This is a genomic window from Glutamicibacter protophormiae, from assembly GCF_014647495.1.
Taxonomy (GTDB): domain Bacteria; phylum Actinomycetota; class Actinomycetes; order Actinomycetales; family Micrococcaceae; genus Glutamicibacter; species Glutamicibacter protophormiae.
Genome location: NZ_BMPH01000012.1, coordinates 128,721 through 147,929, shown reverse-complemented (window position 1 = coordinate 147,929; position 19,209 = coordinate 128,721). Strand labels below are relative to the sequence as shown.

The 19,209-nt window shown below is 66.7% G+C and carries 18 protein-coding genes; 4 read left to right on the top strand and 14 right to left on the bottom strand.

Annotated features, from left to right (window positions below):
• Positions 1-229: 229 nt before the first annotated feature.
• The 5 genes from tyrS to argH form a co-directional block, all read right to left on the bottom strand.
• A complete protein-coding gene (gene tyrS / locus IEY43_RS14215; protein WP_188949227.1) occupies positions 230-1,549 on the bottom strand; it encodes a tyrosine--tRNA ligase in 1,320 nt (439 codons plus the stop codon).
• 159 nt (positions 1,550-1,708) lie between these two features.
• Positions 1,709-3,988, bottom strand: coding sequence for a HelD family protein (locus tag IEY43_RS14210; RefSeq protein ID WP_188949226.1), 2,280 nt, complete (start codon positions 3,986-3,988; stop codon positions 1,709-1,711).
• 105 nt (positions 3,989-4,093) lie between these two features.
• Positions 4,094-4,633, bottom strand: coding sequence for an adenine phosphoribosyltransferase (locus tag IEY43_RS14205; RefSeq protein ID WP_229777421.1), 540 nt, complete (start codon positions 4,631-4,633; stop codon positions 4,094-4,096).
• Positions 4,634-4,746: 113 nt separating this feature from the next.
• A complete protein-coding gene (locus IEY43_RS14200; protein WP_188949225.1) occupies positions 4,747-5,487 on the bottom strand; it encodes a maleylpyruvate isomerase family mycothiol-dependent enzyme in 741 nt (246 codons plus the stop codon).
• Positions 5,488-5,586: 99 nt separating this feature from the next.
• A complete protein-coding gene (argH, locus tag IEY43_RS14195; RefSeq protein ID WP_188949224.1) occupies positions 5,587-7,005 on the bottom strand; it encodes an argininosuccinate lyase in 1,419 nt (472 codons plus the stop codon).
• A gap of 295 nt (positions 7,006-7,300) precedes the next feature.
• On the opposite strand from argH, the gene IEY43_RS14190 reads away from it, so the two are divergent.
• Positions 7,301-7,852 carry an O-acetyl-ADP-ribose deacetylase gene (locus IEY43_RS14190; RefSeq protein ID WP_188949223.1) on the top strand — a complete coding sequence of 184 codons (552 nt, stop codon included), beginning with the start codon at positions 7,301-7,303 and terminating at the stop codon, positions 7,850-7,852.
• 319 nt (positions 7,853-8,171) lie between these two features.
• Here the strand turns inward: IEY43_RS14190 and IEY43_RS14185 are convergent, their stop codons facing one another.
• From IEY43_RS14185 to argC, 6 genes are read right to left on the bottom strand one after another with little or no spacing between them, the layout of a single operon-like run.
• Complete coding sequence (locus IEY43_RS14185) at positions 8,172-8,675, bottom strand: arginine repressor (RefSeq protein ID WP_188949222.1); 504 nt, start codon at positions 8,673-8,675, stop codon at positions 8,172-8,174.
• A gap of 2 nt (positions 8,676-8,677) precedes the next feature.
• Positions 8,678-9,637: an ornithine carbamoyltransferase gene (argF, locus tag IEY43_RS14180; protein WP_188949221.1), complete on the bottom strand. Its 960-nt coding sequence runs from the start codon at positions 9,635-9,637 to the stop codon at positions 8,678-8,680.
• Between the two features lie 28 nt (positions 9,638-9,665).
• Positions 9,666-10,904 carry an acetylornithine transaminase gene (locus IEY43_RS14175; protein ID WP_188949238.1) on the bottom strand — a complete coding sequence of 413 codons (1,239 nt, stop codon included), beginning with the start codon at positions 10,902-10,904 and terminating at the stop codon, positions 9,666-9,668.
• A 26-nt stretch (positions 10,905-10,930) separates the two neighbouring features.
• Positions 10,931-11,869 (bottom strand): acetylglutamate kinase, encoded by a 939-nt coding sequence (argB, locus tag IEY43_RS14170; RefSeq protein WP_188949220.1) that lies wholly within the window; start codon positions 11,867-11,869, stop codon positions 10,931-10,933.
• A gap of 35 nt (positions 11,870-11,904) precedes the next feature.
• The gene (gene argJ, locus IEY43_RS14165) at positions 11,905-13,077 is read right to left on the bottom strand and encodes a bifunctional glutamate N-acetyltransferase/amino-acid acetyltransferase ArgJ (RefSeq protein WP_188949237.1); all 1,173 of its coding nucleotides are present in this window, start codon (positions 13,075-13,077) and stop codon (positions 11,905-11,907) included.
• Positions 13,078-13,115: 38 nt separating this feature from the next.
• A complete protein-coding gene (argC, locus tag IEY43_RS14160; RefSeq protein WP_188949219.1) occupies positions 13,116-14,147 on the bottom strand; it encodes an N-acetyl-gamma-glutamyl-phosphate reductase in 1,032 nt (343 codons plus the stop codon).
• Positions 14,148-14,324: 177 nt separating this feature from the next.
• Between argC and IEY43_RS14155 the strand changes: the two genes are divergently transcribed.
• The 3 genes from IEY43_RS14155 (at position 14,325) to IEY43_RS14150 (ending at position 16,632) form a co-directional block, all read left to right on the top strand.
• Positions 14,325-15,293 carry a quinone oxidoreductase family protein gene (locus tag IEY43_RS14155; protein WP_188949218.1) on the top strand — a complete coding sequence of 323 codons (969 nt, stop codon included), beginning with the start codon at positions 14,325-14,327 and terminating at the stop codon, positions 15,291-15,293.
• A gap of 72 nt (positions 15,294-15,365) precedes the next feature.
• On the top strand, positions 15,366-15,650 hold the full coding sequence (locus IEY43_RS18230; RefSeq protein WP_229777419.1) for a hypothetical protein: 285 nt from the start codon (positions 15,366-15,368) through the stop codon (positions 15,648-15,650).
• A 64-nt stretch (positions 15,651-15,714) separates the two neighbouring features.
• On the top strand, positions 15,715-16,632 hold the full coding sequence (locus IEY43_RS14150; protein WP_229777418.1) for an amidohydrolase family protein: 918 nt from the start codon (positions 15,715-15,717) through the stop codon (positions 16,630-16,632).
• Positions 16,633-16,684: 52 nt separating this feature from the next.
• On the opposite strand, the gene IEY43_RS14145 is transcribed toward IEY43_RS14150, so the two are convergent.
• The 3 genes from IEY43_RS14145 to IEY43_RS14135 form a co-directional block, all read right to left on the bottom strand.
• On the bottom strand, positions 16,685-18,199 hold the full coding sequence (locus IEY43_RS14145) for a DUF5129 domain-containing protein (protein WP_188949216.1): 1,515 nt from the start codon (positions 18,197-18,199) through the stop codon (positions 16,685-16,687).
• Between the two features lie 233 nt (positions 18,200-18,432).
• Positions 18,433-18,795: a hypothetical protein gene (locus IEY43_RS14140; protein ID WP_188949215.1), complete on the bottom strand. Its 363-nt coding sequence runs from the start codon at positions 18,793-18,795 to the stop codon at positions 18,433-18,435.
• A gap of 14 nt (positions 18,796-18,809) precedes the next feature.
• Positions 18,810-19,154, bottom strand: a complete 345-nt coding sequence (locus IEY43_RS14135) for a PadR family transcriptional regulator (protein WP_188949214.1) — start codon at positions 19,152-19,154, stop codon at positions 18,810-18,812.
• Positions 19,155-19,209: the final 55 nt, after the last annotated feature.

The window sequence follows — 19,209 nt, the reverse complement described above, 5'->3', positions numbered from 1 at the left end:
CGTGTTTCACGCTTGTTCGCTTCGCGTCCACATCCCTGCCGTTTCCGGCTGGTCCGTGTCAGCGGCACGAGATAAAACTCTACACGCCTTCCGCCCCCACGCAAAATCGGCCAACGACTCCCGAAACGGCACAATTTTCCGCTCTGACTAGTGTTTTTACATTTTAGATGCAACAAAACCGCCAAAAAAGTGTGCTGGTTCACAAATTCTTGGCGGTTTTGCTGAGTTTCTACTTGGTCAGTTCGACGACAGCCATGTTCTTCTTGCCGCGGCGGACGATCGCGTAGCGACCATGGAGGAAGTCGGCTTCAGACAGTTCGCTGTCAATGCCTTCGACCTTTTCGTTGTTCACATAGGCTCCGCCTTCACCGACAGTGCGTCGTGCAGCCGACAAGCTCTCGCTTAGTCCGGAAGCATGCAACACATTCAGAATGCCGAGGTCGCCGGCCGCCACCTGGGCGGTGGGCAGTTCGGCAATCACTGCCTGCAAGGTCGGCAGGTCGATGTCGCCCAGTTCTCCATTGCCGAAGACTGCGGCGGAAGCGGCGATCACCTTGTTGGTCGCGTCTTCGCCGTGCACCAGCGAGGTCACCTGCCAGGCAAGCTCGCGCTGGGCCTGGCGCTTGAACGGACGTTCGGCAACTTCCACAGCCAACGCCTCGATCTGCTCCCGCGACATGAAGGTGAAGACCTTCAGTCGGTCGATCACATCTGCATCGGCGGTGTTCAGCCAGAACTGGTAGAAGGTGTACGGGGAGCACATCTGGGCATCCAGCCAGATCGCGTTGCCCTCGGACTTGCCGAACTTGGTGCCGTCCGAGTTGGTGATCAACGGGGTGCCGTAGGCGAAAGCCGACTTCCCCTCTACCTTGCGGATCAGGTCGGTGCCGCTGGTCAGGTTGCCCCACTGGTCCGAACCGCCGGTCTGCAGGGTGCAACCGTACTGGCGGTACAGCTCCAGGTAGTCGTAGCCCTGCAGCACCTGGTAGGAGAATTCGGTGTAGCTGATGCCCTCGTCGGAGTTCAGGCGCGCGGCGACGATCTCCTTCTTGATCATCGTTCCCACGCGGAAGTATTTTCCTACGTCGCGCAGGAAGTCCAGGGCGGATAGCGGTGCGGTCCAGTCCAGGTTGTTGACCAGGCGAACCGCGTTCTCGCCTTCGTTGGACAGGAAACGCGAAACCTGTGCCTGCAGCTTGGAAACCCACTCGGTAACGGTTTCCTTGGTGTTCAGGGTGCGCTCGGCGGTTTGGCGCGGGTCACCGATCAAGCCGGTGGAGCCGCCGACCAGGGCCAGCGGCTTGTGGCCTGCCAGCTGGAGGCGGCGCATGTTCAGCAGCTGCACCAGGTTGCCCAGATGCAGGGACGGCGCGGTGGGGTCAAAGCCGCAATAGTAGGTAATGGTCTCCTCGGACAGCGCACGCTCCAGCTCGGCCTCGTCGGTGGAAACATGCACCAGGCCGCGCCACTTCAGTTCCTGCCAGACGTTCGCGAAGGAGGAATCATTACTCTGTCCCGCAATAACGGGATTCTGATTGGTTTCAGACATGCTAACTTTGACCATTTTTCTGTCTATGTTCTGCCCCTTTGTCCCCGCTGCTTCCAGCGGGAATTCACCACGACGCAGCCAGTTGGGGTTTCCTGGCGTGCGCACTTCCTAGATTATCGGTTTGCGGAGGCTGTATGCCAGTTGGCGCCGCCGAGGTTTCTAGGCTTCCATCCCCTCGGGCAGCTCTCCGGTGTAAACCACCCGCAGGCGCTGGGTGGTACGTGTCATCGCCACATACAGGTCGCCCACTCCCCCGTCGACCTCGGCCACCAGCTGCTCGGGTTCCAAGATAATCACGCCATCGAATTCAAGGCCCTTGGATTCGCGCGCGGAGATCACCACGATGTCCTGGCTCAGCCCTCCGGAGCCGGCGCCCACGCGGTCGCCGTAGGCGGCGCCGATCACCCTGCGGGCATGGGCCAGCTGATCCTGCGGAACGATCACCGCCTGCAGTCCGCCTGCGGCGTATTCCAGTTCCTCGGCCAGCGCGGTGCGCAGCGTTTCGTCCAGCTGCGCGTCGGTGGTCTTGGTCAGCAGCGGAGGCCAGTCGCCCTCGCGCACCGCACGCGGGGTGGTGATGTGCAATCCGGCGGCCTGCGCCACACGCACCGCGGCGTCGGCGATCTGCGCCGGCGTGCGGTAGTTCACCGTCAGCTCTTCCAGGGTGAAGCGTTCGCCGAAGAACGGCGAGAGCGCCTGGGCCCAGCTGGTCGCGCCCGAAGCCGCGGAGGTCTGGGCGATGTCACCCACGATGGTGAAGGACTTGATCGGGCAGCGGCGCAGCAGCAGCCGCCACTGCATGGGCGAGAGTTCCTGCGCCTCGTCCACCACGATGTGCCCGTAGGCCCAGGTGCGGTCCGAGACCGCTCGCTCGGCGGCAGTCTGGCGCACGGCGGTCTCCTGGTTGACCCCGGCGACCTGCTCCGCAGTGACCACCCCGTCGATGCCGGCGTTTTCCAGCATGGTGTGCATGTTCACCAGCGCGGCCTGTGCGTTCTCCACGTCGCGGTCGTACTGGGCCTGGCCGCTGGCGGCCTGCGGGTCCTCGTATTCGCCCAGCAGTTCAGCCGCTTCGTCCAGCAGCGGCACGTCGGCCTCGGTGAACGGGGCGTCGACGCGGCGGTAGAGCGCGTCGCGGTCGGCCTCGGAGAGCTTCGGCGCGGCGGCGGCCAGCAGGTGCGGGTTGGCGAACAGTTCGCGCACCAGCTTCTGCGGCGTCATCGGCATCCAGCACAGGTTCAGCGCCACGCGCACGTCCCAGGACTCGCGGACCTCCTGCGGCAGGTAGGAGCGGTCGGTGGTGGAGGACTGCCCTGCCGATTCCTCCAGCTTGCGGCGTAGCTGCTCTGCCAGGTCCCCCACGAGCACCTTCACGAAGGTTTCGCGGGCTTGGTTGTAGGGCTTGTGGGTGTGCCGGGCGCGTTCTCGCGCGTTGAGCACCATCTTGCGGGTCAGCGTCAGCCGCGTGCCTTCCACCACCACGGTGCGGTCCTCGGCCAGCACGCGCTGGCGGTTGCGCACGGCGGCGGAGATGACGCGGGCCATCGAGGGACGTCCCTTGAGCCGGGCCACGGTGCGGTTGGTCTCCGGCACGGCCTTCACTCCGTGGTAGAGCTCGCCCACCGAGGACATGACCACGCCGGTCTCGCCCAGCGAGGGCAGCACACGCTCGATGTAGCGCATGAACGAGTTGGACGGTCCCACGATCAGCACGCCGGCGTTCTTCAGCCGCTCGCGGTATTCGTAGAGCAGGAAGGCGGCGCGGTGCAGCGCCACCGCGGTCTTGCCGGTGCCCGGCCCGCCCTGGACCACCACGGCTCCGGGCAGCGGAGCGCGGATGATGGCGTCCTGCTCGGCTTGGATGGTACCCACGATGTCGCCCATGCGGCCGGTGCGCTTTTCGCGCAGCGCAGCCATGAGAGCGCCCTCGCCGTGGTGGGTATGGCCCTCGTCCAGCCAGGTCTCGTCCAGCACATCGTCCTCGATGCCGGCCACGCTGCGCCCGGACAACATCAGGTGGCGGCGGCGGCGCACGCCGCGCGGGTTCAGCGCCGTCGCCTGGTAGAACGGCGCGGCTTCGGCGGCCCGCCAGTCGATCATCAGCCGGTTCAGGTCCTCGTCGCTCAGCCCGATGCGCCCGATGTAGCGGGTGCGGTGCTCTTCCGCCTCCGGATCGCCGTTGGAGCCGTTGGCGGCGGCCATGTCCAGGCGGCCGAAGACCAGCCGGTCCTGCACGGCATCCAGCTGCGCGATGCGGTCCTCGTACAGGGTGGCGAAGGAGTCGCGCTCGGACATGTTCTGGAAGCTCCCCACGGCGCCCTGCGCCCTGGTTCGGACCAGTTGCTCCACCTTTTCGGCGCGCAATTCATCAAGCCTTGCGTACAGTTTCCCCACGTACTCGGTCTCGACGGACAGATCCTGTTCGATCGTTTCGGACAACCCAGTTTCCCCTTGCGCTAAATTCACAGGACAGATAATTCTACGCGTGCTGCCGCGCCTGCGGTTAATCCGCTTCGCGGGCGGCGTAACCAGCCGAAACGTGGTTCAGGAATGCACCAGCTGCAGCGAGACGACCTCATGCCCGTCCAGCTTGGCGCGGCCTTCCAGGCCGTCCAGTTCCAGCACGACGCCGATGCCGGCGACCACGGCGCCGGTCATCTCGACCAGCCGCACGGCGGAGCCCACGGTGCCTCCGGTGGCCAGCACATCGTCCAGGATCAGCACCCGGGTGCCCGGGGCGATCTCGTCGCGGTGCATCTCCAGGCAGCCCGAGCCGTATTCAAGGGTGTATTCGTCGCGGTAGACCTCGCGCGGCAGCTTGCCGGCCTTGCGGATGGTCAGCATTCCCTTGCCGGAGGCGTAGGCCGCCGCCGCCGCGAGCACGAAGCCGCGGGCTTCCAACCCGGCAACGATGTCGAACCGGCCCTCGAACGGGGCGATCAGCTCATCGACCATGCGGCGCAGGCCCACCGGGTCCGCGAAGACCGGGGTCAGGTCCTTGAAGGAAATTCCAGGCTGCGGGTAGTCGGGGACGATCGCGCACAAACGGTCCAGCAGGTCGGTAATGCTCTCAGAAGTATTCACGCCTCACAATTTTAGCCGTACTTGGGGATCTTCGAGTCAGGCGGCTTAACGGCGCCGGCCGCAGCACCCGGGAGGGGACTGCGGCCGGCGGCCTCGGATTCGGCGGCCCGGGGCTAGCGGTTCATCAGACGGTCGCTCGGCCAAGGCAGCAGCTCGGGGTAATCGGCCGCGTCCGCGGCGGCGGTGGCCTGCACCGGTCCTGCGGCGGGGCGCCCGGCAAGCCATGCGGCCAGATCAAACTCGGTTCCCGAGAGCACCCAGGAGTTCTCCCCGGCACCCAGAACTACCGGGGGTTTGCCATGCGGCTGCAGCACCAGGCGATCCCCGGAAGGCACCCGGGCGGCCAGCGCGCGGAAAAGATGTTCGGAGAATTCGGCGGGCCAGCTGGAGGCCGGGCGCACGAACTCGTCCAGGTCGGTGGCGTGGATCAGCATCTCGCGCCAGGTGGCGTACATCATGTCCGCCACCTTCGCTCCGGGGCGGTAGCCGACCGGTTCTTCCCATGCGCCGGCGGCGGATGGCAGCACCTCGCGCAACTCGGCCAGCGCGGTGTTGGTCAGTTCCAGCAGCGCTTCGGGGCGCATCAGCGCGGTCATGTTGATGGCCTCGATGCGGCCGGCCGCTCCCCCGTCGTACATTTCGAGCAGCGGTTCCTGCCCGGCGCGCTCGAACTGGCGGCGGGCGGCCTTGGCGAAGGAGGCCAGGTGCGCGATGAGCTGTGCGGTGCTCCAGCCCGGCAGCGAACTGGCTTTTGCGTAGTTCTGGAAGTCGACGCCGCGCACCTGTTCCCGCAACTCATCCAATGCGGTGGTGACCTGTGAAATGAGTGCATCCGGTGCCAGTAACTGTGTCATGACCCACACCTTATCGCGAGTGGGGCTTAAATGCGTAGGCGGCCGGATCCGCGCCGCAGGCAAACCTGCTGCGCGGTTCCGGCCGCCTACCGGGCAGTGCTACTTGGCGACCCAGCCGCGGACCGAGTCCAGCTGGCGCTCGAATTCGACGATCTGCTGCGCGACGGCGCTCGGGGCGGTGCCGCCCTGGCCGTTGCGGGCGTTGAGCGAGCCCTCGGTGGAGAGCACCTCGCGCACCGCCGGCGTCAGGTGCTCGGAGATCCCTGCATAGTCCGCGTCGGACAGGTCCCACAACTCCACTCCGCGCGACTCGGCCAGCTGCACGGCGGCGCCGGACAGCTCGTGGGCGTCGCGGAACGGCACACCCTGGCGCACCAGCCATTCGGCGATGTCGGTGGCCAAGGCGAAGCCCTGCGGGGCCAGATCCGCCATGCGCTCGGTGTTGAAGGTCAGCGTCTGAATCATGCCGGCCACGGCGGGCAGCAGGATTTCGAGGGTGTCCGCGGCGTCGAACACCGGTTCCTTGTCTTCCTGCAGGTCGCGGTTGTAGGCCAGCGGCAGCGCCTTGAGGGTTGCCAGCAGGCCGGTCAGGTCGCCGATCAGGCGACCGGCCTTGCCGCGGGCGAGCTCTGCGATGTCAGGGTTCTTCTTCTGCGGCATGATCGAGGAACCGGTGGAGAACGCGTCGTGCAGCTTCACGAAGCTGAATTCCTTGGTGGCCCAGAGGATGACCTCTTCGCTCACGCGGGAAAGGTCCACGCCGATCATTGCGGTGATCCAGGAGAATTCGGCGAACACGTCGCGGGCGGCGGTGCCGTCGATCGAGTTGTAGACCGCGGAATCGAAGCCCAGCTCGTCGGCCACGAAATTCGGGTCCAGGCCCAGGGTCTGGCCGGCCAGGGCGCCGGAACCGTAGGGTGACACGGCCGCGCGCTTGTCCCAGTCCACGAAGCGCTGCACGTCGCGCAGCAGCGGCCAGGCGTAGGCCAGCAGCAGGTGCGAGAGCAGGATCGGCTGGGCATGCTGCAGGTGGGTGCGGCCCGGCATTGGTGCGTACGGGTGGGCCTTGGCCTGGCCCAGCAGCGCATCCAGGGTGTCGACGACGCCGCCGGCGATGATGCGGGCATGGTCGCGCAGGAACATGCGGCCCAACGTCGCGATCTGGTCATTGCGCGAGCGCCCAGCGCGCAGCTTGCCGCCCAGCTGGGTGCCGGCGCGTTCCAGCAGTCCGCGTTCCAGCGAACCGTGCACGTCCTCGTCGAACTGCGCGGCGGCGTAGGTGCCGTCCAGCACGTCGGCTTCGAGCTTGTCCAGCGCGGCGATCATGTCCGCGAGCTCCTGCTCGGTCAGCAGGCCGGCGCGCTGCAGCACCTTGGCGTGGGCGCGGGAGCCGGCGATATCGTAGCTGGCCAGGCGCCAGTCGAAGTGGGTGGACTTGCTCAGTGCGGCCATTGCATCCGCGGGACCGTCGGAGAAACGGCCGCCCCAGAGCGATCCTTCATTTGTTGACGAGGCCATGGCTCGTTCCTTTCTGCTGCTGCCCGGACTCCGCCGCGCGCCGGTTCGGCCGGCGGATGCGATGGAGTTTATTTCGCTGAACACTACTCTAGCAAAGGTTTATGCAATGATGCTCATAAATATGCATCACGGGCCGGCGAAAGCCGTTCCTGCCTCGTGAAAGCACTTCCTGTGGAAACTCGAAGAAGTCTCCGCGCGATGCCCAACAGTTGGCAGATTCCCTCTTCCACGAAGCATGGCCCCGGCGTAAGGTGAAGCCATAGTCGTATACGGATACGTCGTTGGAGGAAGTCAAATGGATATCCAGTTGTTCCGCGGTGACATCACCACGCTGAGCGTCGACGCCATCGTCAACGCAGCCAATCCCTCCCTGCTCGGCGGAGGCGGCGTGGATGGCGCCATCCATGCGGCCGCGGGTCCGGCCCTGCTGGCCGCCTGCCGCCAAGTCCGCGCCAGCCGCTATCCCGACGGCATTCCCTCGGGTGTCGCCGTGGCCACCAAGGCGGGCAATCTCAAGGCCAAGTGGGTCATCCACACGGCCGCACCGAATCTGGCCCTGATCAAGCCGAACCCCAAGATCCTTGCCGACTGCTTCAAGAATTCCCTGTACGTGGCTGCCCGCCACGAGGTGCATTCGATCGCCTTCCCTGCGCTGGGCGCCGGTGCGTTCCGCTGGGATCCGCAGCAGGTTGCGCAGATCGCCTACACGGCCATCAATGAGTGGGTGGAAACCAACAAGCACATCTCACCGATACGCCGGATCGTGCTGGTCGCCTACAACGACGAGGTGCAGGAGGCCTTCGAGCAGGCCTTCGCGCTGAACGCCGTCGAGGAGCTCGCCGCCTGAGAGCACGCGGCCCGCACGGCCTCCACCACCACGGCGAAGCCGCCGCGAACCTCGGGGTTGGCGGCGGCTTCGCCCTGTCCGCGCCGGGATTGCCGGCGCCGCCCGGGCCCGTCGGTCCGCGCTGGGGGATGCTGCGGCGCGGGCCCGGACGGCTATGGGCGGCCGGGCCGGGCAAGGTGCGCCGCGGTACCGCGGGCAAGGCTGCGGCCTCCCATGCCCCGATGATCGCGCGCCGGGGGCGGGCGCAACGACGCCGGGCGCACAATGTGGATAACATCGTGCGCCCGGCGTCGTTTCACAGCGGAGGATCCGCGGTGTTCTAGCTCGGTTCGGCCAGCTGCAGGAAGCGGGCGGCGACGTCCGCGCCGCCGTCCACCTGCCTGGTGGTGACCATGATCGTGTCGTCCCCGGCGATGCAGCCGAGAATCGAGGGCATCTGCGAGTGGTCGATGGCCAGGGCCAGCAGGTTCGCGGCGCCCGGCGGGGTGCGCAGCACCACGATGTTCCCGGAGGCCTCGGCCGTGACCAGTTGCTCGGCGCAGATCTTGGCCAGGCGCGCGTCCAGCACTTCCTGGGTGATGGCGGTCTGCGGGGAGCGGTCCCCGCCTTCCTGCCGCACAGCGTAAATTAGCTGGCCCAGGTTGTCGCGGATGCGCACCGCACCGATCTCCACCAGGTCGCGCGAGAGCGTTGCCTGGGTGACCTCCAGCCCGTCGTCCTTGAGCAGGCCGAGCAGCTCGGCCTGGGACTTGACCGAGTTGTTGCCCAGGAAGGCGCGGATGCGCGCCTGGCGGGCGGTTTTCGTACTGGGCTGCGAAGCCATGGCTACAGCTCCATCCGGGCGTCTTCGGCCAGGCCGGAGGCGACCATGAGCCACGTCATGACGGCCTTCTGCGCGTGCACGCGGTTCTCCGCCTCGTCGAACACGACCGACTGCGGGCCGTCGATGACGTCGGCCTCGATCTCGTAGCCGCGGTAGGCCGGCAGGCAGTGCAGCACGATGGCATCGTCCTTGGCGTGCTTCATCGCCGCGGAGGTGACCGAGTAGTCGGTGAACAGCGACAGGCGTGCTTCCTTTTCCTCCTCCTGGCCCATGGAGACCCAGGTGTCGGTGGCGACCACGTCGGCGTCCTGCAGCGCGGCGGCCGCATCGGTGGTGATGGTGACCGAGCCGCCGGTGAGCGCGGCGCGCTCCTTGGCGGCGGCGACGATGGAGTCCGCCGGCAGGTAGCCCTCCGGTCCGGCGATCGCAACGTGCATGCCCGCGGTGACACCGGCCAGCAGGTAGGAGTTGGCCATGTTGTTGGCCGCGTCGCCCAGGTAGGTCATCTTCAGGCCGGCCAGCGCGCCCTTGTGCTCGCGCACCGTGAGCAGGTCGGCGATCAGCTGGCACGGGTGGTAGTCGTCGGACAGCGCGTTGATCACCGGCACCGAGGAATTCTGCGCCATTTCCTCCAGGCCGGACTGTGCGTAGGTGCGCCACACGATGGTGGAGACCATGCGCTCGAGCACCTTGGCCGAGTCGGAGATGGATTCCTTGTGGCCCAGCTGGGACTCGGCGGAGTTGATGATCAGCGGGCTGCCGCCCAGCTCGGCGATGCCGGCGTGGAAGGAGACCCGGGTGCGGGTGGAGGTCTTGTCGAAGAAGACCGCGACGGTCTGCGGGCCGGCGTACGGGGTGTAGCCGTACTTGTCGGCCTTCATGGCCAGTGCCAGGTCCAGCACCTTGGTCTGCTCGGCCTGGCTGAAGTCCAGGTCGGTCAGGAAGTGGCGGGTTGTGCTCATGGTGTGTTCCTTAAAGTCAGTAGGTCGCTCAGGCTGCGGCCGCGGCCAGCAGGCCGGGCAGCGCCGCGATGAAGGTAGCCAGCTGCTCGCGGGTGACCACCAGCGGCGGGGCCAGGCGGATGGTGCGCTCGTCGGTGGCGTTGATGATGAAGCCGGCGTCCAGCGCGGCGGTGACCATTGCCGGCGCCGAGCCGGCCGTGAGCTCGAAGGCGTTGAGCAGGCCGGCGCCGCGTACCGCGCCCACGCCCTGCACTCCGGCCAGCTGCTCGCGCAGCCAGGCGCCGGTGTCGCGCACGTGGGCCAGCAGGTTGTCCTTCTCGATGGTGTGGATGACCGCCAAGCCGGCGGCGCAGGCCACCGGGTTGCCGCCGAAGGTGGTGCCGTGGTCCCCAGGGGTCAGCCATGCGGTGTTTTCCTCGCCGAACACGATCATCGCGCCGATCGGGAAGCCGCCGCCCAGGCCCTTGGCCAGGGTCATGACATCCGGGATCACCGGAGCGGAGGCGAAGAACTCGCCGGTGCGGCCCATGCCGGTCTGCACCTCGTCGAAGACCAGCAGCGCGCCGGCCTCGGAGGTGATCTCGCGGGCCGCCTGCAGGTACTCGCCGGACAGCTCCAGCACGCCGGCTTCGCCCTGGATCGGCTCGATGAACACCGCGCAGACGGTCTCGTCCACCGCGTCGCGCAGCGCCTGGACGTCCCCGGCGGGGATCCAGGTGACGTTCTGCGGCAGCGGGGCGAACGGGGCGCGGTACTTTTCCTTGTAGGTCAGCGACAGCGCGCCCAGGGTGCGGCCGTGGAATGCGTGCTCCAGGGCGATGACCTTGGTGCGCGGAGCCTGCTCGGTGCCAGCGTTGCGCCGGGTGAGCTTCAGCGCGGCCTCGTTGGCCTCGGTGCCGGAGTTCGCGAAGAACACCTTGGAGCCGGCCGGGGCGGCGGAGATCCGCAGCAGCTTCTCGGCCAGCGCGATCTGCGTGGGCGAGGTGAAGAAGTTGGACACGTGCCCCAAGGTGGCCAGCTGCGAGGTGATCACAGAGGTCAGCAACGGGTTGGCGTGGCCGAGGGTGTTCACCGCGATACCGCCGAGCAGATCCAGGTACTGGTTGCCGTCGGCATCCCACACATGGCAGCCGGCCCCGCGCACCAGCACCCGCTGCGGGGCGCCGAACACGCCCAGCAGGCTGTTGGAGTAGCGCTCGGCCAGCGCGGCCGAGGACTGGTTGCCCAGCCCGGCCAGGTCCGCGGCCCTGGAGTTCTCGCTGGGCATTGCGTCGGTGGAGGCGGCGGTCTCGCTCACTTCTGGTCCTTCTGGTTCGTTGGGGCGGCGGGGACCACCTGGGTGCCCACGCCGGCGGCGGTGAAGATTTCAAGCAGCATGGAGTGCGGTTCGCGCCCGTCCACGATGTGGGCCTGGCCCACGCCGGAGTCCACGGCATCCAGGCAGGCGCCCATCTTGGGGATCATGCCCGATTCCAGGCCCGGCAGCATCTCGCGCAGCTCGTCGTTGGTGATGGACGTGATCAGCGAGGACTTGTCGGGCCAGGCGCTGTAGAGGCCCTCCACATCGGTGAGGATCACCAGCTTGGAGGCGCCCAGCGCGGTGGCCAGGGCGCCGGCCGCGGTGTCGGCGTTGACGTTGAGCACCGCGCCGGTCGGTTCGCCCTCGGCGTCGAATTCCGGGGCCACGGTGGAGACCACCGGGATCATCCCGGCGTCGATGAGCGAGTCCACCTGGTCGGTGCGCACCCGGGTGACCTCGCCGACCAGCCCCAGGTCCACGGGCAGCCCGTCAACGATGGTGCCGGTGCGGATGGCCTGCAGGGTGGCGCCGTCCTCGCCGGACATGCCCACGGAGTAGGGGCCGTGCGAGTTGATCAAGCCGACCAGATCGCGCTGCACCCGGCCGGTGAGCACCATGCGCACCACGTCCATGGCTTCCGGGGTGGTGACCCGCAGCCCGCCGCGGAACTCCGACTCGATGCCCAGGGTGTCGAGCATCTTGTTGATCTGCGGGCCGCCGCCGTGCACCACCACCGGGTTGATCCCGGCGTGGCGCAGGAACACGATGTCCTCCGCGAAGGCGCGGCGCAGCTCGTCGTTGACCATGGCGTTGCCGCCGTACTTGATGACCATGGTGGTGCCGGCGAAACGCTGGATCCAGGGCAGCGCCTCGATCAGCGCCTCGGCCTTGCGCTGGGCCAGGCCGACGTCGGTGCGGGTGTTCTCAGGCATGATGCTCTTCCTTTGTCCTTGTTGAAGGGACGCGCCTAGCTGGAGTAGGCGGAGTTCTCGTGGACGTAGTCGTGGGTCAGGTCGTTGGTCAGCACCGTGGCCTGCGCGGTGCCCGCGTTCAGGTCGATGTCGATGGTGACGTTGCGGTCTTCGAGCGAGACCAGCGAGCGGTCCTCGCCCACCCCGCCGTTCTTGCAGACCCACACGCCGTTGATCGCGACGTTCAGCTCGTCCGGGTCGAAGGCCGCGGCGGTGGTGCCGACCTCGGAGAGCACGCGTCCCCAGTTCGGGTCCTTGCCGAAGACCGCGGTCTTGACCAGGTTGGAGCGCGAGACGGCCTTGGAGACCTCCAGGGCATCGGCTTCGGTGGCGGCGTTGAAGGTGCGGATCGCGATGGTGTGGTCCGCGCCTTCGGCATCGTCGATCAACCGGGCTGCCAGCTCCTGGCAGGCGTCGGTCAGCGCCGCGGTGAACTCGGCCGTGTCCGGGGTGATGCCCGAGGCGCCGGAGGCCAGCAGCAGCACCGTGTCATTGGTGGACATGCAGCCGTCGGAGTCAGCGCGGTCGAAGCTCATCGCGGTGGCGCTGCGCAGCGCGGCGTCCAGCTGCTCGCTGGTGAGCACCGCGTCGGTGGTCAACACGACCAGCATGGTGGCCAGCGCCGGGGCGAGCATGCCCGCGCCCTTGGCCATGCCGCCGATGATGGCCTGGCCGCTGGTGGAATCCCCCACCACGCGGCTGACCTGCTTGGACACGGAGTCGGTGGTCATGATGCCGGCGGCAGCCTGGTCGGAGGCATCCTGGCTGCCGGCCAGCTTGCCGACGGCCTGCGCGATGCCCGGCAGCAGCTTGTCCATGGGAAGCTGCTGGCCGATCAGGCCGGTGGAAGCCACCGCCACGTCGCCGGCGGAGATCTTCAGCAGGTCCGCCACGTATTCGGCGCTGCGGTGGGTGTTGCCGAAGCCCTCCGCGCCGGTGCAGGCGTTGGCGCCGCCGGAGTTCAGCAGCACCGCGTCGATGCGGCCGTCGGCCAGCACCTGGCGGGACCACTTGACCGGAGCGGCGGCCACGCGGTTCGAGGTGAAGACGCCGGCCGCGGCGAAGTCCGGCCCGAGGTTGCGCACCACGACCACGTCGTTCTTGCCGGTGGACTTCAGTCCTGCCGGCACGCCCGCGGCGGTGAAGCCTGCCGGGGCGGTGACGCCCAGGGCGTTGGCGGATGGGTGGGTGTTGGTGTGGGCGAGGCTCACGGTGCGACTCCTTGCATGAGCAATCCGGTGTTTTCTTCCAGTCCCAGCGCGATGTTCATCGACTGGACTGCGGCACCTGCGGTGCCCTTGGTCAGGTTGTCCAGCGCGACCGAGACGATCACGCGGTTGGCGTGGGTGTCGAAGGCCAGCTGCAGCTGGACGTGGTTGCTTGCCTGTACCGCGCCGGTGGTCGGCCATTGGCCCTCGGGCAGCAGGTGGACAAACAGCTCATGGTCGTAGGCCGCGGACCAGGCCGCGCGCAGCTGCGCTTCGGTCACCCCGGGCTTCACCTTGGCGGTGGCGGTGGTCAGGATGCCGCGCGGCATCGGGGCGAGGGTCGGGGTGAAGGACACGGTGACAGGTTCCCCGGCGAGCTTGGAGAAGCCCTGCTCCATCTCCGGGATGTGCCGGTGCACGCCGCCCACGCCGTAGGTGCTCATGGAGCCCATGACTTCGGCGCCCAGCAGGTGGGTCTTGGCGCTCTTGCCCGCGCCGGAGGTGCCCGAGGCGGACACGATCACCACGTCGTCGGGTTCCAGCAGGTTGGCCGCGAAGCCAGGCGCCAGCGAAAGCTGGCCGCCGGTCGGATAGCAGCCGGGCACCGCGATGCGCTTGGCGCCGACCAGCTTTTCGCGCTGGCCGGGAAGCTCGGGCAGGCCGTAGGGCCAGGATCCGGCGTGCTTGGTGCCGTAGAACTTCTCCCAGGCCTCGGCGGATTCCAGGCGGAAGTCGGCTCCGGCGTCGATGACCAGGGTCGATTCGGGCAGCTGCTGCGCCACTGCGGCGCTGGCGCCGTGCGGCAGGGCCAGGAAGACGACGTCGTGCCCGGCGAGGTTTTCCACGGTGGTGTCCACCAGCACCCGGTCGGCGAGCGCATGCAGGTGCGGCGCGATGCCGCCCAGGCGCTGCCCGGCCTGGGAATGCGCGGTGATGGCGCCAATTTCTACGTCGGGGTGGGTGGCAAGGATGCGCAGGACCTCGCCGCCGGCGTACCCGCTGGCACCGGAGACAGCAACTGAAATCGTCATGACCAGATTCTACCGCAAAATATGCATTGAGGCTAATAAATATTCATAACATGGTTTGTCATGAACGACGACATGGACGCTCTCGATCAGCCGCTGCGCAGGCTCGAGTCATAGACTGGCCCTAGTAGGGGCCCGTCCATACGGGTCGACGTCATTCTTCCACAGGAGCGCTCCCCCATGCAGCAGCAAGCCATACTCGTTGACGAACCATCGGATGCCAAGGGACTGGTTCTGGGGCAGTCTCCGGTTCCGGCCGCGGGGCCCGGACAGATCCAGGTGAAGGTCGCCGCGATCGGGGTCAACTTCATCGAAACCTACCAGCGCAGCGGCACCTACAAGGTCGATTACCCCTTCACGCCGGGCTCCGAATTCTCCGGGATCATCACCGAGGTCGGCGAGGGCGTGCAGAACTTCACTGTCGGGGACCGGGTGGCGACCGCTTCCGGCACCGCCGGCTACGCCCACTACGCGGTGGTCGACGCCGCCCGGGCCGGGCACGTCCCCGATGCCGTGGACCTGCAGGTGGCCGCCGCGCTGCCGCTGCAGGGCATGACCGCCCACTACCTGGTGCATTCGAGCTATATCGTGCGCGAGGGCGACATCGTCCTGACCTACGCCGGAGCTGGCGGGGTGGGGCTGCTGCTGACCCAGCTGCTCAAGCTGAAGGGCGCCACGGTGATCACCACCGCCAGCACCCAGGAGAAGAAAGACCTGGCCAAGGCCGCCGGAGCAGACTACGTGGTGGGCTACGACCAGGTGGCGGCCACCGTCGAGGAGGTCACCGACGGCCAGGGGGTGCATGCGGTCTACGACGGCATCGGCAAGGACACCTTCGACACCTCGCTGGCCGCGCTGCGGCGCCGCGGCACCCTGGTGCTGTTCGGCGGGGCCAGCGGCCAGGTGCCCGATTTCAACCTACAGCGGTTGAACGCCGGCGGTTCGCTGACCGTCACCCGCCCGAAACTCGACGACTTCATTGCCACTGAATACGAAATGCACTGGCGCTTCGGCGACATCTTCCGCTGGGCTTCCGAAGGCAAGCTGGACGTGCGCATCGGAGCGAGCTTCCCGCTGGCCGAGGCTTCGGCGGCCCACACCGCGCTGGAGTCCCGCGCCACTACGGGCAAGGTGCTGCTCGTTCCCTAACCTCGGCACCGGCCGTCGCAGTGCCGCGGCGGCCCGTTTCCTTCCATTGACATTTTCCCGAAAGGCGAGCTGTTGGTTTCATTGGCGGTGCCCTTGCTCCTCGGAGCGGGCATGTTCCTGCTGCTGTTTTATGCCGTGTTCAGTTCCCGGTCCGAGGACTCGGACGGCGGTTCAGGCCGCCACGTCCATCGGGACCGGCGAGGACCGGCGCAGGCCAAGGCCATCCAGCGCACCAGCGTGCTCCGGCGTTTCGCCAACGTCTTCTCCTCCTTCGGCCCCAGCGATTGGGCGCTCTTCGCCTGGACGCTGGTATTCCTGGTTTCCGCCATCGCCCAGACCGCGATGCTGCTGGCCTAGTCCGGTTTCCGGCCTCCAGCCGGCCACCCAATCCCCTCACAACGACGACCCTCGGAGCACACCAGTGGAAGACCTTTCCCGGGTGCAGCGAAGCCCCGCCAACGATGCAGAGATCCAGGACTATCTGGGACGGTTGGGCCTTCCGGGGCTGATTGATCTGCATGTGCATTTCATGCCGCAGAATGTGCTGGACAAGGTCTGGGCGTTCTTCGACGGCCGCGAAGCGCACGGCGACCTACCTTGGCCGATCAGCTACCGCACCGACGAGGCGCACCGCGTCGCCACCCTCGAACAGCTGGGAGTCGCCCGGTTCAGCACCTTGAACTACGCGCACCGCCCGGGCATGGCCGGCTGGCTCAATGAGTACTCGCGGAACTTCGCGGCGCACCACCCGCAGGCGATCGCCTCCGGCACCTTTTATCCCGAGGCCGGCGCCGAGCAACAGGTCAAAGACTGCCTCGAGTCGGGTGTCGAAGTCTTCAAGATCCATGTCCAAGTCGGAAACTTCGACCCGAACGACCCGTTGCTGGACCGGGCCTGGCAGCTGGTGGCCGAGGCGCGCACCCCGGTGGTCATCCACTGCGGCAACGGCCCGCACCAGGGAGATCACACGGGCATCGAGCCCATTCGCCGGCTGCTGGAACGACATGGGGATCTGGTTCTGGTCATCGCCCATGCGGGCTTGCCCGATTACCGCGAGTTCGCCGAGCTGGCACTGGCCCACCCGAATGTCTACCTGGATACCACCATGCTGGCTACCGACTTCACGGAGCAGTTCGCTCCCATGCCAGAGGGATATGGCTCGCTGCTGGCGGCATTGGCGGGCAAGGTGGTGCTCGGCACCGACTTCCCCAACATCCCCTACCCCTACAGCCACCAGATCCAGGCCCTCGATGCGTTGGGCCTGGGCGACCAATGGATGCGCGAAGTCCTCTGGGAAACACCTCAGCGACTGCTGGCCCAGGTGCGCGCAGCGCACTAGCCCCACCGCATGCCGGTGCTACTGCCCTCTTGAGGGCGTCGGATGCAGAACCCTAGAAGCGGGAAGAACCGCCCGCCCCCGAGAAGCTGCCGCCCCCGGAATAACCGCTGGACACCCCGGAAGACGAGCTGGCGGCTTGGCGGGAGCTGTCCACCGCACTGACTGCGGAATGGTAGCCGATGTTGAATGCGCCCACCCGCCAAAAAAGCTCTGCCGGGCTGGTCACGTCCAGGATCGATCCGCCGCCGCGGGATCCGGTGGCGGCGTAGCGCTGCTGGCGCATCGACTCGCGCATTTCCTTTTCCTCCGCCTTGGACTTGGCGTAGGCGCCGATCCGTGCGGTGGCATAGGCTTCAAGCCGTTCGGTCAATTGCTTGCGCAGCTCGCTGAGCCGGTCCAGAGCGGTATCGACATCGATCGCCTGCGCGGCCAGATCCGTGCCGATATCCTGCACCTCCTGCTGCGCTGTTGCGGCAAATGAGCGCAACGCGCTCCCGGCCGGGCCCAGCTTCTTGTCCGTGTCGTCGAGCAGCTGCGGAAGTTCCTCCAGATCCTCAAGGATCGGGGCCGCCTGCGCCCGCCACGCATCTTGCCACGTGGCAGACCTGGTGTACAGCGCCGCCGCGGCGATGATTGCGTCATCCGTCGCATCCAACTGCTGTGCGGTGTCGTTGAAGTCCTTGGAGCGAGCGACGCCCGACGTGGAGGACCGAGTTTTCTTCGTGGCCGCTTCCAGCTCCTGCTGCCGGGTGAACAGCGAACGGTAATCGACCATGAAATCGGCAAAACGCCGTTCAAGGTCCGCCGCATGGCGTGAGCCGCTCGGCAGGGTGCGGGCGGATAGCTCGGTGGCATCCAGATCCATGGACACGTTGCCCAGATGCTCCCTGCCGGAGTCGAGGTGCGCCGCGAACTCCTTGCGCCGCGAAGCCCGAATACCGAAGGCCACCAGGCCTGTCACTCCCGCTGCGCCGCCGGCGACGCCCGTGGTGATCCAAAGGGCCGGGTTCTTGTACCAAGGCCGGTTCATGATCTTCGCACCCTTGGCGCCGACGGCGATGACGCCGTCGGTCCAGCGTGAGAGATTGAAGTCCTCGTACCCGGCCTTGTGGATGGATTCCATCTGGCCCGTGGAAACCTTGCGGTCTTCACCGAAGTAGGTGCCGATCTGGCCGTCGCCCGGTCCCTCGACCGAAAGCATGATGATGAAGTATCCATCGGCCCAGTAGTCGCCGTAGTCCTCGGGATCTTGCGAGATCCACTCCGGATGCGCATCCCGTGCGAACGTGAGGGTTTCGGTGTTGATGTCGTCGGAGTTCTTGCCTTCGCGAGAAAAGACCGCAACCTTGGTAGGTTCGTTGAAGTCGATACCCGCCATGGCGTCCTTGATCTTCTCATCATTCAGGACATCCGCGGTGTCGTAAACGCTGACACCCTCCAGGTTTGCTCCGGCGGCGATGCCGACGGCGGAAGCGCTGGCGGCAGCCGCAGGCCATACCGGCGAGAATCCCAGCACCGCCACGGCGGCCGTGGCGGAGCATCGAGTCAAATAGCGGCGAAATTGCATGTGCAGAACTCCGGTCGAATAGCGGGTCGATCTTCCCGACGATTGATTTAGGCCATCGTATCGCCTATTTCAGGCGATGTCTTGAACCCGTATCAAGTTCCCAGATATCGCCAGAAGTCAGCCACGGCACGGTGCGCCGCCAAGGGGAAGAAGCAGCGCGGCGCACTCGGCACGCCACCAAGAATTCAAGGATCAATGCCCCTGCTCCGCCCGACTCGTGGATGCCTGCCGCACTATGCGGACCGGGCTGGCTGGAAGTAGTCCACCAGGAATCCGAGGAGCATGCCCACGGCGATGATCGCTACCGCCGGAAGCAGTACCAGCGGTCCGACGTAGTCGCGGATATCGATACCCGCGAGCGGTTTGCCCAAGAAAGCGAAAAGCAGGTAGGCAACCGCCAGCATCAATCCAGCGGTGACGATGGCGCGCCCCTTCGTACGTCGCTTCCGCTTGGGAAATTGCTTGGCATACTCCTCGGCGGGACCGAATTCCGCCTCGGCGGATGCGCCCGTCGTGGCCTCATGGGATCGAACCTCTTTGAGCGTCTCAGCTATCTCCGACTCCGGCATGCCCTGCATCCGCAGGTTGAAGGTCAAGTTCCGTTCGTAATTCACGATTTCTCCTGGCTTGTCGTTCGAATCTCGGACAAGGCGTGCGTCATGCCCGCCCAGGCGGCTTCAGCACGCTGAAGCTCCGCCTCGCCGTGCGGCGTGAGCTTGAAGAGCTTGCGAGGAGGCCCCGCATGCTCGTGCGTCCAGAGGTGCTGCGTCAGCTTCTGCTCTTCCAGCCGTTTCAGCAACGGGTAGAGCGTCCCTCCTTTGATGCGCGTGAACCCGTGCCGGCGAAGCGCCTCGGCAATGGCGTACCCGTGATTCTCCCCGTGGCTCAGCACCGAAAGCACCGCCTGCGGGAGCGCGGCCCTCGTCAGCTCGGGGTAGTCCTCGAAATCTTCCACCGTTAGATAGTCTCACTAGCTAGGTAGTGTTGCAACCCATTAGACCGAATATGAC

Bases quoted from the DNA above. Each gene is read 5' to 3' on its own strand.
- argH (WP_188949224.1), bottom strand. From the start codon at position 7,005: ATGGCCTCGTCAACAAATGAAGGATCGCTCTGGGGCGGCCGTTTCTCC.
- argC (WP_188949219.1), bottom strand. From the start codon at position 14,147: ATGACGATTTCAGTTGCTGTCTCCGGTGCCAGCGGGTACGCCGGCGGC.
- argF (WP_188949221.1), bottom strand. From the start codon at position 9,637: ATGAGCACAACCCGCCACTTCCTGACCGACCTGGACTTCAGCCAGGCC.
- IEY43_RS14185 (WP_188949222.1), bottom strand. From the start codon at position 8,675: ATGGCTTCGCAGCCCAGTACGAAAACCGCCCGCCAGGCGCGCATCCGC.
- argB (WP_188949220.1), bottom strand. From the start codon at position 11,869: ATGCCTGAGAACACCCGCACCGACGTCGGCCTGGCCCAGCGCAAGGCC.
- IEY43_RS14155 (WP_188949218.1), top strand. From the start codon at position 14,325: ATGCAGCAGCAAGCCATACTCGTTGACGAACCATCGGATGCCAAGGGA.
- IEY43_RS14200 (WP_188949225.1), bottom strand. From the start codon at position 5,487: ATGACACAGTTACTGGCACCGGATGCACTCATTTCACAGGTCACCACC.
- IEY43_RS14145 (WP_188949216.1), bottom strand. From the start codon at position 18,199: ATGCAATTTCGCCGCTATTTGACTCGATGCTCCGCCACGGCCGCCGTG.
- IEY43_RS14175 (WP_188949238.1), bottom strand. From the start codon at position 10,904: ATGCCCAGCGAGAACTCCAGGGCCGCGGACCTGGCCGGGCTGGGCAAC.
- IEY43_RS14190 (WP_188949223.1), top strand. From the start codon at position 7,301: ATGGATATCCAGTTGTTCCGCGGTGACATCACCACGCTGAGCGTCGAC.
- tyrS (WP_188949227.1), bottom strand. From the start codon at position 1,549: ATGTCTGAAACCAATCAGAATCCCGTTATTGCGGGACAGAGTAATGAT.